The sequence below is a fragment of the Undibacterium sp. TC4M20W genome (assembly GCF_049340245.1).
Classification (GTDB): Bacteria; Pseudomonadota; Gammaproteobacteria; order Burkholderiales; family Burkholderiaceae_D; genus Undibacterium.
Genome location: NZ_JBMPPI010000001.1, coordinates 1 through 22,334 on the forward strand (window position 1 = coordinate 1; position 22,334 = coordinate 22,334).

Consider the following 22,334-nt stretch of genomic DNA (forward strand, 5'->3'; position numbering starts at 1 on the left):
ACGCCTCACCGACATTGCCAGAACTACCAAACAAACCGCTTATCGCATTAAACACGGCCTTTTGGACCATTACTTATGTCAGCAACTCAGAAATCCTTCTATTTCTATGCGTTTTGCGTAAGTCCTAATTATTTTCAATAAATTATTAAAAAAACATCAACCTGACGACTTCAACAGTTTTTATCCAAAAAGCAAAACTTAGTTTTGTATCATCACGCAAATCACATCGCACTATCGGAAAGCATGGCTTTAGAATTCTTGACGGGCGCGCTGAACCGAACGCCTGCTCGCGGGGTCAATTATTGGCTAATTACTGGCTATCAATATAGTTCATGGTCATCCCGTGAAAAAATACCAGGCTGAGACCGCCTGTCCAACAATAAGGAAAGCAATGAAACCACAATTAAAACTAATTGCCGTGCTGTGCATGGCAGGCGCGAGCAGCCTGGCGCTGGCCCAGGCAGAAGACAAACACCAGTGGCTGGAAGATATCACCGGTGACAAGGCCCTGAGCTGGGTCAAAGACCAGAACAAGGTCACCCGCAGCAAGCTCGACAATGATGCAGGCTTCAATAAACTGAAAGCTGATTTGCAGGTGGTGCTCAATTCCAAAGACCGCATCCCCTCCATACGCAAAATGGGGGACGCCGTATATAACTACTGGATGGACGCAGAACACCCACGCGGTGTGTGGCGTAAAACCTCTCTGGAAGAATACAAGAAAGCCCAACCTAAATGGGAAGTGGTGCTCGATGTTGATGCACTGGCCAAGGCAGAAAATGAGAGCTGGGTATACAAGGCCAGCGTATGCCGTGAACCAGTCTATGACCGTTGCCTGATTGAGCTCTCGCGCGGTGGTTCAGATGCGGTGGTCACCCGTGAATTTGATCTTGCCAGCAAATCCTTCGTCAAAGGTGGCTTCAGCCTGCCAGAAGCAAAAATGAGCCTGGACTGGGTTAATAAAGACACCCTGTTTGTTGCTACCGACTTTGGTGCCGGCACACTGACAGATTCCGGCTATGCACGCGTTGTCAAGGAATGGAAGCGCGGCACGGAATTATCTGCAGCCAAGACCTTGTTTGAAGGCCAGAAAACCGATATGGCCGTAGGTGCCAATTCCAGTGACCATAAAGGAATACACAGGGAACTGGTGGGTCGCCAGATCACCTTCTACACATCAGAGCAATATCTGAAAGAAGGCGACAAGCTGAGCAAGCTGGATATTCCGGCCAAGAGCAATCTGTATTTCTTTGACAAACAGGCGGTGATCACCCCGCGAGAAGCATGGACAGTTGGTGGCAAGACTTATGCGTCAGGCAGTGTACTGGCCATCGACTTTGATGCCTTCATGAAAGGCAATCGTGAATTCACCGTATTATTTGAACCCAGCGATACCACGTCATACACTGGTGCTGCCATTACGAAAAATCATCTGTTGTTGCAAACCCTGGATAACGTCAAGAGCAGCCTGAAAGAATGGAAATTCAGTGGCGGTAAATGGTCAGCGCGTCAGGTCACTCTGCCTACGCTGGGTGCCATTACTGTGACTGCAGTGGATGCTGAAAATTCTGATGATTACCTGCTCGGCTATTCTGATTACCTGACACCGAGTGTTTATATGATGGCCCATGCGGGCAATGACAAGCGTGAATTGCTGAAGTCGGCACCAAGCTTCTTCGATGCAAGTGCCTATGAAACCACGCAAAAATTCACGACATCCAAAGATGGTACCAAGGTGCCTTACTTTATCGTGCGTCGCAAGGATGTGAAATTCGACAGCAATAATCCTACCCTGCTGTATGGCTACGGTGGCTTCGAGATTCCCATGACGCCTTCGTATTCCGGTGGTCTGGGCAAGAGCTGGCTGGAAAAAGGTGGCGTCTATGTCGTTGCCAATATCCGTGGCGGCGGCGAGTTTGGCCCGCGCTGGCATCAACTGGCCTTGAAAGAAAATCGTCAACGCGCCTATGATGACTTTGCTGCCGTAGCAGAAGATCTGATCGCCAGCAAAATCACCAGCCCGAAACACCTGGGTGCCATGGGTGGCAGTAACGGCGGCTTGCTGGCTGGTGTCGCCCTGACCCAGCGCCCTGACTTGTTCAATGCGGTTGTCAGCCGCGTGCCTTTGCTCGACATGCGCCGCTTTAACCAGTTGCTGGCCGGTGCATCATGGATGGGTGAATATGGCAACCCGGACGTGCCTGCCGAGTGGGATTACATCTCCAAATATTCGCCCTACCAGAACGTCAAGGCAGGTGTGACTTATCCTAATGTGCTGTTTATTACTTCCACCAAGGATGACCGCGTACACCCCGGCCATGCGCGCAAAATGGCTGCCAAAATGATGGAGCAGGGTCACAAGAATGTCTGGTATTACGAAAACATAGAGGGCGGCCACGGTGGTGCGGCCAACAATGCACAACGTGCCGACATGGACGCCATTGTTTATACTTTCTTGTGGAATATGCTCAAGCGTGACAATGATGCGGTGCAGGTGCATTAAGTAATCAATTAATTAATCAATTAACCAATCAATTAACCAATCAATTAACCAATCAATTAATTGAGTCAGGTACGATGAAAAAAGCAGCCAGTGCGGCTGCTTTTTTTTCGCTTAATCGACTTTATCCGACGGGAAGCGTATGGTTTCACGCAACAGGACGCTCATGGGCAAGGTCATGTTCACGCCATTCGGCTGTACCGGTTTTGTAAACCATTTCTCATAGAGTCTGGTCAGCTCACCATCTGTCATCATGCGCACCATCTCCATATCAATTAGCTTCTTGAAAGCGGCATCGCCCTTGGGCAGCATCATTGCATAGGCTTCTGAAGACAGTGGGTCACCGACGATGACGAGTTTATCGCGAAGCTTGGACCTGGCCTTGAAACCAGCCAGGATTGCATCGTGCTGCGCAAATGCATCGACCTGCTTGTTTTCCAGCATGCTGACTGATTCGATATGATCCTTGCTCTCGACCATCTTCATATTCAGGGAGCGCACTTTATCCCTTTCCAGCAGATATTTATCTGTAGAGGTTCCCTTGGTCACCACCACTTTTTTATCTTTCAGATCCTGCCAGTTCTTGATGCCGGAATCAGCAAAGACCATCATGCGTATCGTGGCGAAAAAATGCGGCAACGTGTAATTTACTTTGGTACGTCGTTCTGCATTATTGGCGGTAGAACCACACTCGATATCTGCCTTGCCTGAGGTCATCGCCTCCATGCGCGTATCTGATGTAACAGGGATGTAGTTGATCTTCAACTGCGGTAGTTTTAACTCTTTTTTGATCGCATCCACAAATTTGGCGCAGATATCAATCGAGTAACCGATAGGTGTTTTATTCTCTGACAGATAAGAGAATGGGAGCGAGGTTTCCCTGAATGCGATGTTGATCGTATTGGTTTTTTTGATACGCTCAAGTGTATCGGCTGCAGAGGATAACTGTGCCAGCATACAACTTGAAAAAATTAAACTTGCTTTGATAAAGCGACGAAATTTCATGCTACTTCCTTGACCCGGTTGGAGTAATGGGGATGATAAAGAACTGATTTAGACGGAGAAATCAGGGCAAGGAAATGAGGAGCGATGCTACTTCAATAGCATCGTCAGATGCTGTCGCGCTGATGGATAAATACTGCGCGATACTTGCCAGACCAAAGTGAACCCGATATCAGTTGCGACAAAAACACCGCAGGCCGGGATTATAGGAATATTTCTACGCAACAACAATCAAAAATTCATGCATTTTGCTTAATGTCATGATTCAACGCCTTATTAAGCTTACGCATTTGAGCAATATCAAAAAAAACCCGGGCAAATATCCCGGGTTAATGAACATACATAGATACGCAGCTGAATAAGTTGCAAAGAACTTAATTCACTTTATCAGAAGGAAAGCGTATGGTTTCCTTCAACAGTGCACCCATGGGCCAGGCCAGGTTCATATTGTTAGGCTGTATCGGTTTGGTGAACCATTTTTCATGCAGCTTGGTGATTTCACCGTCAGTCATCTGGCGTGCCATTTCAGCATCGATGATTTTCTTGAATGCGGCGTCACCTTTGGGCAGCATGATGGCATAGGCTTCAGAAGCCAGTGGGTCACCAACGATGGTCAGCTTGGAAGGGTCCTTGGCCTTGGCTTTCAAGCCAAACAAAAGAGCTTCATCCTGGGCAAAGGCATCGACCTGGTTGGTTTCCAGCATGTTGAAAGAATCGCTGTGGTCTTTGCCCTCTACCAGTTTCATGTTCAGTGCGCGTACCTTGTCACGCTCGAGGATGAATTTGTCAGTAGATGTACCTTTGGTGAAGACGACCTTCTTGCCCTTCAAGTCTGTCCAGTTCTTGATGCCGGAACTGGTATTGACCATCATGCGCAAAGTGGAAAAGAAATGCGGTATCGTAAAATCAACTACTTTCCTGCGGTCTGCAGTATTGCTGGTTGAACCACATTCCATATCTGCCTTGCCGGATGTCATGGCCTCTATGCGGTTATCTGCCGTGACAGGCAAAAAATTGATTTTCAGTTGCGGTAATTTCAATTCTTTTTTAAGCGCATCAACCATTTTTTTGCAGATGTCGATGGTGTAGCCGACCGGCGCTTTGCTGTCTGACAAATAAGAGAAAGGCAGGGCAGACTCACGATACGCAATATTGACGGTCTGGCTTTTTTTGATACGGTCCAGTGTGTCAGCAGAAGACAACTGGGAAAGAATAGCGGCAGACGCAAAAACGCCAGCCTGAAGAATACAGCGCAATTTCATATGGTTTCCTTATGCTCTAAAAAAAGGCAAAATTTATCGAGACATTTATGTGGAAGCTGTTGCAAAGATGTTCAGGCAGCGCATAACTACAATGAGCAGCTATTGCCTGAGTATAGGTAATACAGAGGGGCTATGCAATTAAGCCCGGGATATTTTGCAACAAGCGTGGGGGTTTCAACAGTGAGGGGGCGGATTATATAGCGGACTGAGCGCCTTGAGGGAGAAGTAAACCTCTAGTGCGCGATAGGAGAAAAAGGAGATAAAAAATGAGATAGAAATATAGACAAGCAACATCCGCTCATGGAAGACAAAAACTTTATGTTTTTACTTTTCATAAAAACAAAACCATGTGTGGTGAACAAAAATGCAGAGCCATTCAACAAACAAATGGAAAATGAATACTGGCGTAAGGTAAATCACAGAGAATGAAATCAGAATTTGAGGATACTGTATCATTTCCTGCTTTGCCATCCACACGCCCCAGATGCATGCAACCATTTTCTGTCTTTCTGGTCTGAACCATCTATGAGTCTGTACCAGCTTTTAGCACAATTTATCCGCCAGCACTGGCGTCAGTACATCAGTGCCGGCCTGATGCTGTTTGCCGTTGCCGTCATGACGGTGCTGATACCGCGCCGTGTCGGCATGATTATCGATGGCATGGTGGCAGGCCGTTTTGACAACACAGCCTTGATGTGGGAACTGTCCTGGTTGCTGGGCATGGGCCTGGCAATTTACTTCCTGCGCGTAGGCTGGCGCACGCAATTATTTACCGCTTCTTATCAACTGGGCATGCAATTGCGTACCCGTTTGTATGAGCGTCTGAGTGTGCAGGGCTCGCGCTTTTTCCAGCAACAGAGAACTGGCGACCTGATGGCGCTGGGCACCAATGATGCAGATGCCATAGAACTGGCCGCAGGTGAAGCCGCTCTCGCTGGTTTTGATGGCAGCATGACCTTTGCCCTGGTGATAGGCATGATGTTGCTGGGCGTAGACTGGCGGCTGGCACTGGCAGCTCTGCTGCCCTTCCCTTTCATGGCCTGGGCCTTCAAGCATATTACCCATCATATACAGGATGCTTCACGCGATTCTCTCGACCGTTTCAGCAAACTCAATGATCAAGTGCAAGAGACTTTATCCGGCGTGCGCACCCTGCGCGCCCTGGGCCTGGAACAACGCAGCGCCGCACAGTTTGCCGAACTGGCAGAAAACGCTGCGGCGGCCAGCCTGAATGCCCAACGCTGGGAAGCAGCTTATGAACCGGCAGTGGGCCTGTCCCTGACTGCGGCTGGTGCACTGACACTGGGTGTCGGTGGTTATCTGGTCTGGCATGGTGAAATGAGCATCGGTGCCTTGACCAGCTTTTCCATGTATCTGGGCCAATTGATCTGGCCTATGTTTGCCGCTGGCTGGGTCTTGTCGCTGCTTGAACGCGGCAAGGCAGCCTGGGCACGGCTGGAACCGGTATTGACGCAGGAACTCAGCGTTAATGACGAGGGCAAGCTGGATACACCACCTGCCGGTGATCTGGTCGTGGAGAATGTCAGCTTTGCTTACCCTGGACAAACCAGGCCAGCCCTGCAAGACATCAGCCTCCGTATCGCGCCGGGCCATACGCTGGGCATAGTCGGCCCTACCGGCTCAGGCAAATCCAGCGTGGTTCGCCTGTTGCTGCGCCAGATCGAGGCTGAGCAAGGCGAGGTGAATTGGGGTGGGCATGCGCTGGCAGACTATAAATTGCAGGCGCTGCGTCTGTCCATCAACTGGGTGGCGCAGGAACCGTTTTTGTTCTCGGCATCGATAGCTGACAATATCTCGCTCAGCAACCCAGCAGCCAGCCGTGCCGAGGTCATGAAGGCTGCGCAACTGGCATCAGTGGATGATGATATACAGCGCTTCCCGCATGGCTATGACACGCTGGTGGGTGAGCGTGGTGTCACCCTGTCTGGCGGCCAGAAACAGCGCGTGGCCATCGCCCGTGCCTTGCTGACGGCCAGCCCTTTATTATTGCTGGACGATGCCCTGTCAGCAGTCGATACGCAAACAGAAACGCATATCCTGCAACATCTGGCAGAGTTGCGACAAGAACATCCTGAACGCAGTGCCGTCATCGTCAGCCACCGCCTGAGTGCGGTGCTGGAAGCCAATCACATCCTGGTTTTGCGTGAAGGCAAAATTATAGAACAGGGCAATCACCAGGCTTTGCTGGACTTGAATGGCTGGTATGCAACGCAATGGCGTTATCAACAATTGGAAGCAAGCCTGGATGCAGCCTGATACCAAACAATTACCCGCTGCCATGTCGGAAAAAAAACAGGCAGTGCATTTGCTGCTGCACGCAGCCCGCAGTGAAAAACGCCATGTCTGGCTGGGCATCTTCTTTTTATTTATCGCTGCTGGCCTGGAGGCTGTTGGCCCCTTGATGGGCAAGGCTTTCATAGACCGTTACCTGTTGCCGCATCAGATGGATATGAGCATGGTCATAGGCTTGCTGGCTGCCTATGTGTTATCAGGCTGGGCTGCGACCTGGCTGCGCTACCTGCAATTGACCAGACTGGCTGGCGTGGCCATGCGTTCAGTACGGCGCTTGCGTGAACAAGTGTATGAACATGTCTTGCGCCTGCCCATGGCTTTTTTTGACAAGGCCATCACCGGGCAACTGGTGAGCCGCGTGACGAATGACACTGAGTCCGTCAAGAGCCTGTATGTGCAAGTCTTGTTCGTCATGCTCGACAGCACCATCGTCGTCATTGGCGCACTGACTGCCATGGCCTGGCTGGAATGGCGCTTGATGCTGATCGTCCTCATGCTGATACCGGCGGTCATCATCATCGTCTGGTTTTACCAGCGCTGGAGTGCGCCAGCCGTCAGCAAGGCGCGCCAGTTGCGCAGTGAAATTAATGCCCAGGTCGCAGAGAGCATCAATGGCATGAGCACGCTGCAAGCCAGCAATGCCGAACGCCGCTTTGGTGAGCGCTTTGCCAAAACCAATCAATTGCATTACGCCGCCAGGCTGGATGAATTGCGCGCCAATGCCTGGCTGTTGCGCCCGGCGCTGGACCTGATGAATTCGCTGTTGCTGGTGGTGGTGATTTTCACTTTCAGCCAGCGCAGTTTTTCTGGTGTGGAGATAGGTGTGCTGTATGCCTTTGTCAGCTACATCGCCCGCGTCGTGGAGCCGCTGATACAGATCACCCTGCAATTTGGCCAGATACAGCAAGCCGTGGTTTCTGCTGCGCGTGTCAACACACTGCTCAATGAACACCAGCATGTACAGGCCAGCAGCGATGCGCGCATTACTGAAGGCCACCTGACGCTGGACAAAGTGAATTTTGGTTATGACCCTGCGCGGCCAGTCTTGCATGACTTTAGCCTGGATATCCCGGCGGGCAGTTTTTATGGCATCGTCGGCCATACTGGCAGTGGCAAATCTACCCTGCTGAGTCTCTTGCTACGTTTTTATACGCCGCAGTCTGGCCGCATGGAAGTCGATGCTCAGCCGCTGGCCAGCATCACGGATGCGCACTTTCGCGAAAAGGTAGGGCTGGTGCCGCAAGAACCGTTTTTGCTGGCCGCCAATGCCCGCGAAAATATCGCCATGGGACGTGACATCAGCGAGGCAGATATCATCGCTGCGGCCAAGGCTGCACATGTCCATGATTTTATTTTGCAACTGGAAAATGGCTACGACACACCACTGGGTGAAGGTGGTGCGCGCCTGTCCACCGGGCAAAAACAATTGCTGGCAATTGCCCGTGCACTGGCTGGCAAGCCGCGCATCCTGTTCCTCGATGAAGCAACATCGCATATCGACAGTGAAACCGAGCAGGTAGTACAAACCGCGCTGACAGAATTGCGCGGCAAGGTCAGTATCATCGCGATTGCCCACAGGCTCTCTACCATACGTGACGCCGACAGCATCATCGTGCTGAACCACGGCAAGCTGGCCGAGCAAGGTAATCATCAAGAATTAATGCAGGTGGATCAGGGCATATACCAGCGCCTGTATTTGCTGCAAACCCTGGAAGAATAAGGAATAGCATGAAGAAATGGATCGTGTTCGGCATCAGTGTTGCCGTGACTCTGGCGCTGGCAAGCCTGGCCTTTATATTTTTTGTGGTGGCCCCGGGTTTGCCTACTCTGGAAGCAGTGACCGATTACCGCCCAAAAATCCCGCTGCGCATCTACACGGCTGACAATGCCCTGATCGGTGAATTTGGCGAAGAACACCGCGACTTTGTACCGATCAAGCAAATCCCGGCGGTCATGAAAAATGCGCTGCTGTCGATAGAAGATGCGCGTTTTTATGAGCATGGCGGCATCTCCTTCATCGGTGCCGGGCGCGCCATTTTGGCGGACTTGCGCGGTGGTTTTCATCAGGGTGCATCCACCATCACCATGCAGGTTGCACGCAACTTCTTCCTGACCAATGAAAAATCGGTAGAACGCAAAATGAAAGAAATTTTGCTGACTTACCGCATCGAAGACGCACTGACTAAAGACCAGATCCTGGAACTGTATATGAACCAGATTTTCCTGGGCAAACGCAGCCATGGTTTTTCCAGTGCCGCAAAAACCTACTTTGGCAAATCGCTCGATCAATTGACGCTGGCAGAAGCCGCCATGCTGGCTGGTGTACCGCAAAACCCGGTGCGACATAATCCCGCCGTCAATTTTGAAAAAACCAAGCAAAGACAGTTGCTGGTCTTGAAGAGCATGGTCAGGAATGGTTTTATCACCGAAGCCCAGATGGAAGTCGCAGCCAAGGAAGACATCAAGGTCATCAAAGGCCAGCAATTTGATGCCCATGCTGACTATGTAGCCGAGATGGTACGCCAGAGTATCTATGCGCAATACAAGGAAGATACCTATACCAAGGGTATCAGGGTCTATACCACCATCAACAAAGCCGAGCAGGATGCCGCTTATGAAGCCGTGCGCCGCAACATCATGGCCTACGACCAGCGCCATGGTTATGACGGCCCCGAGGCCCATATAGACTTGCCAGCAGATGAAGACGAACGCGACGATGCGATAGACCAGATCTTGCGCAAGCATCCTGACAATGACAAGGTATTGGCAGCAGTGGTGACCCAGGCGTCCGGCAAAATCGTCAAGGCCGAACTGCAATCCGGTGACAGCATAGAAATCAATGGTGATGGCTTGCGCTTTGCAGCAGCAGCGCTGACAGAAAAAGCCAAGCCGGGCATCAAGATACGCCCGGGCTCGGTGATACGGGTGATGCAGGATGCCAAAAAACGCTGGGCAATTACGCAGATACCTGAAGTCGAGGGTTCATTCGTGGCGCTGAATGCGGACGATGGCTCTTTTCGCGCGATGGTCGGTGGTTTTGATTACAACCGCAAGAAATTCAACCATGTGACCAGCGCCTGGCGTCAGCCTGGGTCGAGCATCAAGCCCTTCATTTATTCTGCCGCGCTGGAAAAGGGTTTTTACCCCGGCACCCTGATCAATGACGTACAACTGTCAGAGACATCGGACAGTAATCTGCGCTGGGACCCGCGTAATGATGATGGCAAATATGACGGCCCTATCAGCATGCGCACGGCACTGGCGCAATCCAAGAACGTGGTGTCGGTACGCATCTTGAAAGCCATAGGCGTCGACCATGCCAAGACATGGTTGCCACGCTTTGGCTTTGACAAGGACAAGCATCCTGCCAACCTGACCATGGCACTGGGTACTGGTTCAGTAACCCCTTTGCAACTGGCATCGGCTTATGCGGTATTTGCCAATGGTGGTTATGCGGTCAACCCCTGGCTGATCAGCAAAGTGGTGGATGGCAAGGGCGTTGTGCTGTTTGAAAACAAGCCACCTGCCAAAGCGCAGGAAGAATCCCGTGTCATCGATGCCCGCAATGCCTACATCACTGACCAGATGTTGCGTGAGGTGGTGCGCAGCGGCACAGGTGCCAGCGCCACGGCGAAACTTGGTCGTCGCGACCTGGCAGGCAAGACAGGCACCACCAGCGACGCGGTTGATGGCTGGTTTGCTGGCTATGCCGCCAATGTCGTGGCCGTGGCCTGGATGGGTTATGACGATCCCAAGACCCTCGGTGGCCGCGAGTTTGGTTCTACCCTTGCCTTGCCTATCTGGATAGACACCATGCGCGTGGCACTGACTGGCAAGCCTGAAGTCGTGCGTGCCGTGCCTGAAGGCATCAGCAATGCCGAGGGTGACTGGATGTTTAATGAATTCCTGAACGGTGCCGGTGTGCGCACGCTGGATATGGGGAATGCGCCAGTAGCTGCTCCGGCTGCAAGTTCGGCCACGCAGTAGCCCACATAGAAAAAACCCGCAGATCGCTCTGCGGGTAAGTATCCCGACCTTTGGAGGTAAAACATTTCAGGATGGGCGCATGGTAGTGGCTGGACATGACAAGCGCATGACAAATCATGCTCGCCATAAAAAAAGCCCGCTGGCAGAGGCCAACGGGCTGAAATCCTGTGCGGGAAGCAAAACAGGATGGTGGTAAATCTCACAAATTCTTGTCAATCAAACTTCTATTCATCAAACAGAGCGCAAAGCACCCTCTTATTCCGCGCCTGAAACACCTTGCACATTTTGTAGACTCTTCTGCATCGCTTTACACAATGTCAGGTTAAGAGATGACTACTACCTACCGCCCACAAAGGTCTTTGCCACGCGAACCACAATTCATGCATGGCACGCCAGGTACTATCTACATTTTGCAAAACGATGGCCTGCGCCAGGGTTTGTACAAGATCGGTGCTACCCGCCGCTCTGGTGTCTCCAAGGCCATGGAACTCAACCGTGACCAGCAACAACTGATACCCGGCCAGTATGAATGCGCATTTGAACTGCATACCAAGGATTGCGGCCAGGCCCTTGATGAAATCCTGAAACTGTTCCAGCATGAGCGCCGTGGCAAACGTGGGGATGAATTCTATGAATTCGATCTCGACATCGCCGCCGGTAAAATCGCCAACATCATTGCCACAATCAACCGTCAGGGCCTGATACGCCAGCAACACACGCTCTCGATGATGCGCCACCTCGAACCAGACGAACCCAGCACCAGCAATGCTGAGGCCTTTACCCCGCCACCTTCCGGCATATTCAAGAAGGCGATAGCCTGGGTGAATAGCTGAACTGGTGGCTTGTTTTCAACTCTGCATTTCAGCTCTTTATTTCAGCCCGGCATTTCAGTTACACGACCGCCTTCAGATAATTGCGCTCACGCCCAGTCTCCTGGCCCTTGCGCAAGGCGGTAAAGCCTTGATCGAGATCAGCTAATAAGTCTTGTACTGCTTCCAGCCCCACATGCAGGCGCAACATCGGTGCCTGCCATTTGGCGGCATTGACGCTGCGGTAAGAGGCAGGGCTGGTCGGCAAGATCAGGCTCTCAAAACCACCCCAGCTAAAACCGATGCCAAACAGGCGGGTGCGGTCTATCAAGGCAGCGACTTGCTGTTCTGTGATGTCGGTGCGGAATACTGCCCCCATCAGGCCGCAGGCATATTCTTCTTTGAAATCACGCTTCCACAATTCATGGCCAGGGCTGCCTGGCATGGGCGGATACAAGACCTCGGCCACTTCTGGCTGCTCTTTCAACCAGCGCGCGACGATGTGGGCGCTTTCCCTGTGCGCTGCCAGGCGTGCTGCCAGCGTGCGCAAACCCCGCAAGGCCAGCGCGGCATCATCTGCACCTATGGTCAGGCCTAGCTGGCGATAAGTATTGCGGATACGCTCTTCCAGCGCTGCCGTCGTCAAAATCGCACCCATCAGCGCATCAGAATGGCCGACGATGTATTTGGTGGCGGCATGGATGGAGACATCGATGCCCAGCTCAAACGAATCCCAGCCTATAGGCGTGGCCCAGGTAGAGTCAGACACGACGACAGCACCACGCGCATGGGCGGCAGCGGCGATGCCGGGAATGTCCTGTATTTCAAACGTCAGGGACCCTGGCGACTCTACAAAGATCACCTTGGTATTGAATTGCATGAGATCAGCAATGCCACGGCCTACCAGCGGATCATAATAAGTAGTGGTAACGCCCATTTGCTTCAACATGCCATCGCAAAACAGACGGGTCGGGTCATATACGGTATCGACCATCAGTAAATGGTCGCCAGGCTGCAGCAGGGCCAGCAAGGTGGTTGTGACTGCGGACAAGCCAGACGGAGTCAGCATGCAGGCAGCAGCGCCCTCAGCCGCGCACAGTGCCTGTTCCAGCGCTTGCGTGGTTTCATTGCCATGGCGGCCATAGGCACGGCGTGTGCCACAGGCGTTCTTGAGGGAAGCGACATCAGGAAACAGCATGGTCGAAGCGCGCACTATGGAAGGGTTCACAAACGCTGCATGGTCCTTGCCCTTGCGACCGGCATGGGTCAGGCGGGTGGCGGTTTGTAATACGGGCTCGACGATAATCATGGTGATTCCTTTGTTATTTCTATGCATTAACTGATTGCTACCCTGATATGTATCGATAAAGACCATGATCACGTCAAGGTGGTACCAGACATATCCTAGCAACAGCCAATAAGAAATTTTTACCAAATTATTCAAGGATTTATGTTATTTTTAGAAAAATTTCCTACAAATTAGAATATATGGACAAAATTGATCTAGAAATACTGAATATCTTGCAGAAAGATGCCTCCATTGCACTGGCCGATCTGGCCCAGGCCGTGCACTTGTCCGTCACGCCCTGCTGGCGCCGTGTGCAAAAATTGCAGGAAGATGGTGTCATCAGACAGCAAGTCACACTCTGTGACCCGGTCAAGCTGAACCTGGGTTTGACGGTGATGGTGGCGCTGAAGGCAGCCCAGCATAATGAAAAATGGATGCAGCGTTTTATTGCTGGCGTGGGCGCGATACCAGAGATTGTTGAAATCCTGCGCATGAGTGGCGACATCGACTATCTGCTAAAAGTCTATGTGCCCGACATGGCGGGCTTTGATCAGGTCTATAAAAAGCTGGTAAAGGTAGCTGACCTGCAGGATGTCAGCTCCAGCTTTGTGATGGAAGTCATCAAGAACACGACCGCTTTGCCGCTCAATTATGCAGTGCTTAAAAGCGGTAAAGCCTAGGCAAGCGTTAATTCCTTCGTAGGAGCGACTTCAGCCGCGAATGCACGATACGGCAGGAATGTTCGCGGCTGAAGCCGCTCCTACAAAAAACAGGCCATCTGCTTATCCACGGAAGCGGTAATGTTCCTGCGTGAACAGATCGATACCGCATTGCAGGTTTTCTATCCAGTCCAAAAAAGCCGTAATCGCCTCACGCCCCTGGAAATAGCGGCCATGCTGTGGCACCAGCATATCCACATCCATTTTCCTGACCATGTTCGCCCACAGGCGGCAGACCTTGTTGGACACCATATAGCGCTTGTGAAAGCCACTCATGGTATGCACATGATCAAGAAATTGTGCCCTGGTGGTGATGGCTGTTTCTATGTCGTGCGCATCAACCATGGAGGCACCGACGTCACCAGAAAACAGGATTTTTGATTTGCTGTCGTAGAACTGGAAATTGCCTTCAGCATGCAGGAAATGCGCAGGCACGGCGTGGATGATGGTATCGCGCAAACGCACCGGCATGCCTTCATCGGGGATACCGACGATGCGGCCTTCTGCACGGTTCAGGTTACAAAAATGCGGCACAAAGCGTGACCATAATTTGGAGACATACAGATCGCAATTCGTACCCATGAGCCACTTGTCGAGTGCGCCTATGATGTCAGGGTCCTGATGCGATGCAAACAGATACTTGAGGTCCTTTTTTGGCAGGTATTTGTGCAGGCTGACCAGCAATGCATTATAGGTCAGATTACCGGAAGGATCGATCAAGGCTCCCTCACCTTCTGATACGACAAGGAACTGGTTGGCCTGGACGGCATGGTCTGCAGTGTCATCCAGCAGATCATTAAACATCACGCAGATGTGTTTGCCGTCATTAAAAAGTTCTATCGCCAATTGAGCCCCGCATACCATAGTGTGAAATGGTATTGTAGAAAAACTGGCTAAACCGTTCTTGACATGGATCAAGCCATGGCTAATCCAGCTCACATGAAATCTTGTCATCTGTGCTTTCTGCCACAGCGCAAAGACGGCAAAGCGGCTAGACTCTTGTGAACAGAAGTAAACCTGTCTCTCCTTTTTCCAGGCAAACGCACGCATGATAGAACGCATACTATCCATCATCCTTCCTGTGTTCATCATCATCGGCCTAGGCTATGCCTATGCACGGCGCAAGGGCCCGGCTGCGGCGGCGGATATGGTCTCGGTCAACCGCATCAGCATGGATGTGCTGTGCCCCTTGCTGATTTTCACTGCGCTGGCGGGCAAGGACTTTGATGTTGCCCACAACCTGTGGCTGATACTGGCCGGCGCCTTGATTGCGCTGGGCTCAGGTCTGCTGGCATGGCCGGTGGCGCGCCTGCTGGGTTACGACGTGCGCAGCTTCGTGCCACCGATGATGTATAACAATTGCGGCAATATGGGTTTGCCACTGGCAGCACTGGCCTTTGGCACCAGCGGCCTGTCGGCTGCGGTGGCGCTATTCATGGCTTGCAACCTCGTGTATTTCACGGTGGGCATACGCATCATCCAGCATGGTCATCCTGATCATCAGGATAACCCCTGGCGCTTTTTGCTGAGCCCGATGATGCTGGCAATGGCAGCGGGCATGCTGTTTGCGGTCTTGCATATCCCATTACAGCCCACACTTTTCCTGGCCTTGAAAATGACGGGAGATGCCTGCATCCCCATCATGCTGTTTGCACTCGGGGTGCGTATGCTGGACATCAATTTTGCCAGCTGGCGCATAGGCATGGCAGGTGCCATCGTCTGCCCATTGGCAGGCCTGCTGGTGGCCGGGATACTGGAATTTATCTTGCCTCTCACAGCCACCCAGCGCGGCCAGATGTATTTGTTTGCGGCGCTGCCGCCCGCTGTATTTTGCTTCATGGTGGCGGAGCAATATAAACAGGAACCTGACAAGGTCGCGTCTATCGTTTTGCTCGGCAATGCCGCAGCGGTGCTATTTGTACCTTTAGGACTGTGGCTGGGTTTGCGTTAGAACATTCGCCAGGCAACATAGGCCGGCACCAGCGCCATGGGGCCTGGCAGCAAGACTAGCCAGGCAAAGCGGTTAAGCCCGGGGATCAGCGCGCTCACACCCGGCTTACCTGGATGGTAAGTAATGCTGACGGTACTACCCTCGGGATATTTGGCGACGATATTCCTTGCGACCCGCTTGCCCGGCCAGCCACAAAAAAATGCTTTGTTTCCCTGATAAACCTGACCATTGACAGTGTAGTCATACTGTAACTGGAAACTCCATTCTTGTATGGCACTGTCTTTATATCCCGTCGTGTTATGGAAGTACCTTCGTACTCTGCATACCCTGACTTTTGCCTGCACCGTAGGCCAGTGCACGCTTTGACTGGCTCTGAAAAGTTCCACTACAGACCAGAACATCCAGGCAACGGCAATGAAGAGGAACAGAATAGCGAAGTAGATTCCCATGGCTGCAAAAAACCTGACATAAAAAATCCCCGGCAGATCATCTCTGGCGGGGATAGTGTTGAGATGAGCAAGCTATATTAAACCAGTCTTTGCCAGATAGCTGTCGTCGCAGCCGCCTGGTTCAAAGAATAGAAATGCAGGCCCGGAGCACCACCTGCGAGCAGGCGTTCACACATGGCAGTTACTACATCCAGACCAAAGGCTTTGATAGACGCAGTATCGTCACCATAGCTGGCCAGCTTCAAACGTATCCAGCGCGGGATTTCTGCGCCGCACATTTCAGAGAAACGCTGTAGCTGTGTGCTATTCGTGATAGGCATGATGCCTGCCACGATAGGTGCTGTCACGCCTGCCTTACGCGCTTCTTCAACAAAACGGAAGTAGGCATCAGCATTGTAAAAATACTGGGTGATGGCGGCATTCGCACCAGCATTCATCTTGCGCACGAAGCTGTTCAGATCATCTTGCGGTGAACGGGCCTGTGGGTGCATTTCAGGATAGGCTGCCACTTCGATATGGAACCAGTCACCAGTCTCGGCACGGATAAATTCGACCAGTTCATTGGCATAGCGAAATTCACCACCCATGCCATAACCACTGGGCAAGTCGCCACGCAGGGCGACCAGGCGGCGGATGTCATTGGCCTTGAATTCATTGAGAATAGTACGGATGGATTCATGGGTACCACCCACGCAGGACAAATGCGGTGCAGCGTCATGCCCCTCACGGCGTATCTCGGTCACGGTATCAAGCGTGCCCTGTTGAGTCGTGCCGCCAGCGCCGAAAGTGACAGAGAAATATTTGGGTTTCAGTTCGGCCAGCTTGGCCCTGGTGACACGCAGCTTTTCCGTGCCTTCCGCCGTCTTGGGCGGAAAAAATTCTATGCTGAAATTAGGCGTCTTCATCTTTTTTATTTTGCAACAATAAGGTCGAAAGTGCCCAGGAGATCACGCTGTACAACAATGCGCCACCTACCGCCGCCCAGAAGCCGGTAACGTGGAAACCATCTACCATATTTGCCACGCCCCAGAACATCAGACCATTAATGATGAAGATGAACAGGCCCAGACTCAATACGGTTGCTGGTAAGGTCAGTATCAATACGATAGGGCGAATGATGGTGTTGACCAGGCCCAGCACGACTGCCACGACCAGTGCCGTACCAAACGTGTCGATCTGCACCGACGAAATGAGATAAGGAATCGCCAGCAAAGCCAGCGCATTGACCAACCAGGTTGCCAGTAAACGCATACATGCTCCTGTTGTAGAGGGATGAAGCTGTAGCCACAAGATACAGCTTCATTGCACACCTGCCCAGGTCTGCAAGCTTCAAACTACAAGCTGCAAACCCGGACAGGCGCTATCGTGGATTAATAACGGTAGTGATCTGGCTTGTAAGGGCCGTTTTGGCTCACGCCGATATAAGTAGCCTGCTCTTCTGTCAGCACGCTCAGTTGTGCATTGAGTTTTTTCAATTGCAGACGGGCGACTTTTTCATCCAGGTGTTTAGGCAAAGTGTAAACGCCGACTGGATATTTCGCTGTATTGGCAAACAATTCGATTTGCGCAATAGTCTGGTTAGCAAAAGAAGAACTCATGACATAGGATGGGTGACCTGTACCGCAACCCAGGTTCACCAGACGACCTTCTGCCAGCAGGATGATGCGCTTGCCGTCAGGGAAAATCACGTGATCTACTTGTGGCTTGATGTTTTCCCAGGTGTATTGCTTCAATGCAGCGACGTCGATTTCATTATCGAAGTGACCGATGTTGCAAACGATGGCCTGGTCTTTCATCTTCAGCATATGTGCATGGCTGATGACGTGGTAGTTGCCTGTTGTCGTCACGAAAATGTCGCCGTGTTCAGCAGCATATTCCATGGTCACAACGCGGTAGCCTTCCATCGCTGCCTGCAATGCGCAGATAGGATCGATTTCAGTTACCCATACCTGGGCAGACAAAGCACGCATGGCTTGCGCAGAACCCTTGCCTACATCACCGTAACCGGCGATAACAGCAACCTTGCCAGCGATCATGACGTCAGTTGCACGCTTGATGCCATCGACCAGAGATTCGCGGCAACCATACAGGTTGTCGAACTTGGACTTGGTGACGGAATCATTAACGTTGATAGCAGGGAAAGCCAGTTTGCCATCTTTGTGCATCTGGTACAGACGGTGTACGCCTGTCGTTGTTTCTTCTGTCACGCCCTTGATTTCTGCCAGGCGTTTGGAGTACCAGGTAGCATCAATCGCCAGGTGTTTTTTGATCGCGTTGAACAGGCAGATTTCTTCTTCTGAACCTGGATTGGCCAATACAGAAATATCTGTCTCAGCACGTGTACCCAGATGCAGCAACAATGTCGCATCGCCACCATCATCAAGAATCATGTTGGAATAGCCGCCGTCTTTCCATTCGAAAATGCGGTGGGTGAAATCCCAGTATTCATCCAGGTTTTCGCCTTTGAAAGCGAACACGGGTGTGCCGCCAGCAGCAATCGCTGCGGCTGCGTGATCTTGTGTGGAGTAGATATTGCAAGATGCCCAGCGCACTTCTGCACCCAGGGCCAGCAGTGTTTCAATCAACACGGCAGTCTGGATAGTCATGTGCAGGGAGCCGGTGATACGCGCACCCTTCAGAGGCTGGGTAGCCGCGAACTCTTCACGGATCGCCATCAGGCCTGGCATTTCTGTTTCAGCAATGCGGATTTCCTTGCGGCCCCAGTCAGCCAGACTCAGGTCAGCAACGAAAAAATCTTGGGAAGTATTGGATGTGTTTGCTACGACGGCGTTCATCACGCCCTCCTTTCTGATGAAAAAAGTAACGTGAGCGCGGTTATGGATATCCCAAGCCTGGCAAAAACTCGTAGTTTTCGTCGCAACGCTCCTTGGAAGTTTTGAAGTATAGCGCAGCTCTGGCATTTTTGCTGAGTTCTTGCGTTATCAAAGAAACCAGAAAAGTGCTGTTCCATAGAGGTTTTGGGATTACTTTTTCTGTTTAATGCTTTTTTATTTCTTTTTCAAAGCAGACCGCCTCTGCCTTGCCCACATACTTGCCGAAATTGGGAATGCGGTAATAACCATGTTTTTCATAAAAGGCAACGGCACGCTGATTGATCAGGCGGGTTTCCAGCCGCAGCTTCAGGTAGCCATATTCTTTGGCAGCAGCCTCAAGATGTGTCAATACGGCCAGGCCTGCACCCGCTACCTGCGCATACATGCGCTTGACTTCTGCCACGCCTTCGCCCATGGGGCGAAAAGCACCACAGCCTACTGCCTTGCCATCGGCACTGCGTGCCAGCACAAACAGCGCACCGGGTACGCGTACATCCTCTGCATCAAAGGATGAACGCCCACTGCTACCGGTGATCGCAGCCAGGCGGTCGGAAAGCTCATCCAGCAAAACAGCGGCCTCGGGCAAGGCCGGGTCTGATGCCGCGACGTGAAACTCATGCATGCGAGTAAGTACCTGCCAGCCTGTCAATGTCCGTCGAAATTACAAACGGTGAACAAAGGCAAGCCACTGTCCTTGATAATCTTCGAGCCACCAAGCTCAGGCAAATCGACGATGACAGCACCTTCGACTACCGTTGCGCCCAGGCGCTCCAGCAATTTTTTGCCTGCCATCATGGTGCCGCCAGTGGCAATCAGGTCGTCGATGAGGACGACACGGTCACCTTTTTTGCAGGCATCGGAATGCAATTCCACCGTCGCGCTGCCATATTCAAGCTCATATTGCTCGGACACAGTATGGAAAGGCAGCTTGCCTTTCTTGCGAATAGGTACGAAACCCAGGTTCAGCTCATAGGCGACCACTGAGCCTATGATAAAGCCGCGTGCATCCAGGCCAGCCACGACGTCGAGCTTTTCATCCATGTAACGATGTACGAACATATCGATGAGTACGCGGAATACTTTAGGATTTTGCAACAAGGGGGTAATGTCGCGGAACATCACGCCTGCTTGTGGCCAGTTTTCCACCGTGCGTATATGTTCTTTAATGTACTCTGATCGATTTAACATCAAGCATGTCCTTCAAATTTTAAAATAACCCGCTATTTTAACAGCCGCTGCTCTGCTCTAGCGACTGCTTCGGAAGTTCCCCTGACGACGACCACGTCGCCATTCTGTAAAACGATGTCATCCAGATGATCAAGCCTGGCTTTACCGCGCCGTACGGCATGGATATCGACTTCAAATTCTTCCAGCTTCAAGTCTGCCAAATGCAAACCCAGTGCATTGGCACGTTCGGTCAGTACTACGGTATGCAGGCGTATCTGCATGCTTTCCGGGCTGTCGGCAGCATCGCTGGCACCATGAAAGAAGCCGCGCAGGGATTCATAGCGCGCCTCACGTGCCGCCTGCACCCTGTGTACCACGCGCCGCAAAGGCACACCCAGCATGACCAGGGCATGGGACGCCAGCATCAGGCTGCCCTCCATGAGTTCTGGCACCACCTCTGTGGCACCGGCTGCCCTGAGTTTATCCAGATCAACATCATCATGGCTGCGCACGATAACAGGCAGGCTGGGGTTCATCTCATTGACGAAATGCAAAACCTTGAGCGCAGATGCGGTGCTGGTATAAGTCACCACGAGGGCCGAGGCGCGGTTGACGCCAGCCGCCAGCAGGCTTTCACGTCTTGCCGCATCGCCATACGAGACATTGGCACCAGCAGTTTGTGCTTCCCTGACGCGGTCGGGGTCAAGATCGAGTGCGTGGTAATCGATATTTTCTTCTGCCAGAATACGCGCCAGGCTCTGGCCGCTACGGCCAAAACCGGCAATGATCACATGCTTCTTGGTGGTCATGGTGCGGGCAGCGATCTGGGTCAGTGCCAGCGATTGCATCATCCATTCGTTGGCAGAGAATTTCATGACGATGGCATCAGACTTGGACAAAATGAAGGGTGAGATCAGCATGGAAATCACCATTGACGCCAAAATCAATTGCACCAGCATAGGATCAACCAGTTGCAAGCCCCCTGCCTGGTTCAACAAAACGAAGCCGAATTCACCGGCCTGTGCCAGACCCAGACCAGTACGCATGGCAACGCTGGTGGAATTGCCAAAAACTCTCGCCAAAGCAGCAATCAACACAAACTTCAGCAACACCGGCCCAGTCAGCAGCAGCAACACCAGCCAGAATTGCTCATACACCAGACGCACATTGAGCAACATGCCAACGGTAATAAAGAACAAGCCCAGCAAGACATCACGGAAGGGCTTGATGTCTTCTTCCACCTGATGGCGGTATTCGGTTTCTGAAATCAGCATGCCGGCGACAAAGGCACCCAGCGCCATCGACAAACCGGCTTTCTCGGTCAGCCAGGCAGCGCCCAGGGTAATGAACAAGAGATTCAACATGAACAACTCTTGCGAGCGCCGCTTGACCACGATGTGAAACCAGGCGCGCATGAGTTTTTGCCCCACCACCAGCAGCAAGACCAGCACCACCACCGCCTTGCCACTCGCCAGCGCCAGGGTTTTACCAAGATCAGGGGATTTTGATGCCAGCGCAGGCACGAGGATCAGCAGCGGCACCACGGCCAGATCCTGGAACAGCAGCACGCTGATAATCTGCCTGCCATGCAGGCTTTCCAGCTCCAGCCTTTCCGTCAGCATTTTCGAGACGATGGCGGTTGAGGACATCGCCAATGCGCCGCCAAGGGCGAATGAGGCTTCCCAACTGATCTGGAACATGCCTGGTAAAAAGCGGCTGGCTACCCAGCCAAATACCATGCTGGTCAGTATAGTGACCAGTACCTGCGCCATCCCGAGGCCAAATACCGCCTTGCGCATGGCCATGAGTTTGGACAGCGAGAACTCCAGTCCTATCGAAAACATCAGGAAGACCACGCCAAATTCGGCCAGTTCATGGGTCACGGCACTGTCTTCTGCCATGCCAAAACCGTGCGGGCCTATGAAGATGCCAACCACCAGATAACCCAGCATAGGCGGTAGTTGCAGCATACGGAATGCGACCACGCCCAATACGGCAGCAGCCAGCAATAAAAGTGTGGTGTCCAGTCCTGTCATGTCGCCTATTATTGCCG

18 protein-coding genes, 1 pseudogene and 1 riboswitch are annotated in these 22,334 nt (G+C 52.1%); of the genes and pseudogenes, 8 read left to right on the plus strand and 11 right to left on the minus strand.

The genetic code is table 11. The annotated features are described in order from the left end of the window. Positions 1–121 (plus strand): annotated as a pseudogene (locus ACO0LL_RS00005) (IS701 family transposase); the annotation flags it as partial. Between the two features lie 270 nt (positions 122–391). Next, positions 392–2,503, plus strand: coding sequence for a prolyl oligopeptidase family serine peptidase (locus tag ACO0LL_RS00010; protein WP_422948875.1), 2,112 nt, complete (start codon positions 392–394; stop codon positions 2,501–2,503). A 111-nt stretch (positions 2,504–2,614) separates the two neighbouring features. Here the strand turns inward: ACO0LL_RS00010 and ACO0LL_RS00015 are convergent, their stop codons facing one another. Together ACO0LL_RS00015 and ACO0LL_RS00020 are read right to left on the minus strand one after the other, a co-directional pair. Next, positions 2,615–3,457, minus strand: a complete 843-nt coding sequence (locus ACO0LL_RS00015; RefSeq protein ID WP_422948876.1) for an amino acid ABC transporter substrate-binding protein — start codon at positions 3,455–3,457, stop codon at positions 2,615–2,617. A 419-nt stretch (positions 3,458–3,876) separates the two neighbouring features. After that, entirely contained in the window at positions 3,877–4,764 is an 888-nt protein-coding gene (locus tag ACO0LL_RS00020; RefSeq protein ID WP_422948877.1) for an amino acid ABC transporter substrate-binding protein, read from the minus strand. 525 nt (positions 4,765–5,289) lie between these two features. Between ACO0LL_RS00020 and ACO0LL_RS00025 the strand changes: the two genes are divergently transcribed. The 4 genes from ACO0LL_RS00025 (at position 5,290) to ACO0LL_RS00040 (ending at position 11,897) form a co-directional block, all read left to right on the plus strand. After that, the gene (locus ACO0LL_RS00025) at positions 5,290–7,041 is read left to right on the plus strand and encodes an ABC transporter ATP-binding protein (protein ID WP_422948878.1); all 1,752 of its coding nucleotides are present in this window, start codon (positions 5,290–5,292) and stop codon (positions 7,039–7,041) included. Continuing rightward, positions 7,031–8,797, plus strand: a complete 1,767-nt coding sequence (locus tag ACO0LL_RS00030; RefSeq protein WP_422949316.1) for an ABC transporter ATP-binding protein — start codon at positions 7,031–7,033, stop codon at positions 8,795–8,797. The genes ACO0LL_RS00025 and ACO0LL_RS00030 overlap by 11 nt, the downstream gene beginning before the upstream one ends. A gap of 8 nt (positions 8,798–8,805) precedes the next feature. Further along, on the plus strand, positions 8,806–11,064 hold the full coding sequence (locus ACO0LL_RS00035) for a penicillin-binding protein 1A (RefSeq protein ID WP_422948879.1): 2,259 nt from the start codon (positions 8,806–8,808) through the stop codon (positions 11,062–11,064). Positions 11,065–11,393: 329 nt separating this feature from the next. Next, complete coding sequence (locus ACO0LL_RS00040; protein WP_422948880.1) at positions 11,394–11,897, plus strand: hypothetical protein; 504 nt, start codon at positions 11,394–11,396, stop codon at positions 11,895–11,897. A gap of 58 nt (positions 11,898–11,955) precedes the next feature. On the opposite strand, the gene metC is transcribed toward ACO0LL_RS00040, so the two are convergent. Then, positions 11,956–13,182: a cystathionine beta-lyase gene (gene metC, locus ACO0LL_RS00045; protein WP_422948881.1), complete on the minus strand. Its 1,227-nt coding sequence runs from the start codon at positions 13,180–13,182 to the stop codon at positions 11,956–11,958. Between the two features lie 179 nt (positions 13,183–13,361). On the opposite strand from metC, the gene ACO0LL_RS00050 reads away from it, so the two are divergent. Beyond that, the gene (locus ACO0LL_RS00050) at positions 13,362–13,841 is read left to right on the plus strand and encodes an Lrp/AsnC family transcriptional regulator (protein ID WP_422948882.1); all 480 of its coding nucleotides are present in this window, start codon (positions 13,362–13,364) and stop codon (positions 13,839–13,841) included. 102 nt (positions 13,842–13,943) lie between these two features. Here ACO0LL_RS00050 and ACO0LL_RS00055 read toward each other — a convergent pair whose 3' ends face one another. Beyond that, complete coding sequence (locus ACO0LL_RS00055; protein WP_422948883.1) at positions 13,944–14,726, minus strand: MBL fold metallo-hydrolase; 783 nt, start codon at positions 14,724–14,726, stop codon at positions 13,944–13,946. Positions 14,727–14,928: 202 nt separating this feature from the next. Between ACO0LL_RS00055 and ACO0LL_RS00060 the strand changes: the two genes are divergently transcribed. Beyond that, complete coding sequence (locus ACO0LL_RS00060) at positions 14,929–15,831, plus strand: AEC family transporter (protein WP_422948884.1); 903 nt, start codon at positions 14,929–14,931, stop codon at positions 15,829–15,831. Here the strand turns inward: ACO0LL_RS00060 and ACO0LL_RS00065 are convergent. The 7 genes from ACO0LL_RS00065 to ACO0LL_RS00095 form a co-directional block, all read right to left on the minus strand. Further along, positions 15,828–16,280 (minus strand): DUF3592 domain-containing protein, encoded by a 453-nt coding sequence (locus ACO0LL_RS00065; RefSeq protein ID WP_422948885.1) that lies wholly within the window; start codon positions 16,278–16,280, stop codon positions 15,828–15,830. The two genes, ACO0LL_RS00060 and ACO0LL_RS00065, sit on opposite strands and share 4 nt — an antisense overlap. 77 nt (positions 16,281–16,357) lie before the next feature. Beyond that, positions 16,358–17,185, minus strand: a complete 828-nt coding sequence (gene metF, locus ACO0LL_RS00070) for a methylenetetrahydrofolate reductase [NAD(P)H] (RefSeq protein WP_422948886.1) — start codon at positions 17,183–17,185, stop codon at positions 16,358–16,360. Next, complete coding sequence (locus ACO0LL_RS00075; RefSeq protein ID WP_162039606.1) at positions 17,172–17,531, minus strand: phage holin family protein; 360 nt, start codon at positions 17,529–17,531, stop codon at positions 17,172–17,174. The genes metF and ACO0LL_RS00075 overlap by 14 nt, the downstream gene beginning before the upstream one ends. Positions 17,532–17,650: 119 nt before the next feature. Continuing rightward, a complete protein-coding gene (ahcY, locus tag ACO0LL_RS00080) occupies positions 17,651–19,075 on the minus strand; it encodes an adenosylhomocysteinase (RefSeq protein WP_422948887.1) in 1,425 nt (474 codons plus the stop codon). 25 nt (positions 19,076–19,100) lie between these two features. Then, a riboswitch (S-adenosyl-L-homocysteine riboswitch) is annotated at positions 19,101–19,175 on the minus strand. A 102-nt stretch (positions 19,176–19,277) separates the two neighbouring features. Further along, the gene (locus tag ACO0LL_RS00085) at positions 19,278–19,736 is read right to left on the minus strand and encodes a GNAT family N-acetyltransferase (RefSeq protein ID WP_422948888.1); all 459 of its coding nucleotides are present in this window, start codon (positions 19,734–19,736) and stop codon (positions 19,278–19,280) included. 23 nt (positions 19,737–19,759) lie between these two features. Next, entirely contained in the window at positions 19,760–20,302 is a 543-nt protein-coding gene (locus tag ACO0LL_RS00090) for an adenine phosphoribosyltransferase (protein ID WP_422948889.1), read from the minus strand. 32 nt (positions 20,303–20,334) lie between these two features. Continuing rightward, on the minus strand, positions 20,335–22,317 hold the full coding sequence (locus ACO0LL_RS00095) for a monovalent cation:proton antiporter-2 (CPA2) family protein (RefSeq protein WP_422948890.1): 1,983 nt from the start codon (positions 22,315–22,317) through the stop codon (positions 20,335–20,337). Between the last annotated feature and the right edge of the window lie 17 nt (positions 22,318–22,334).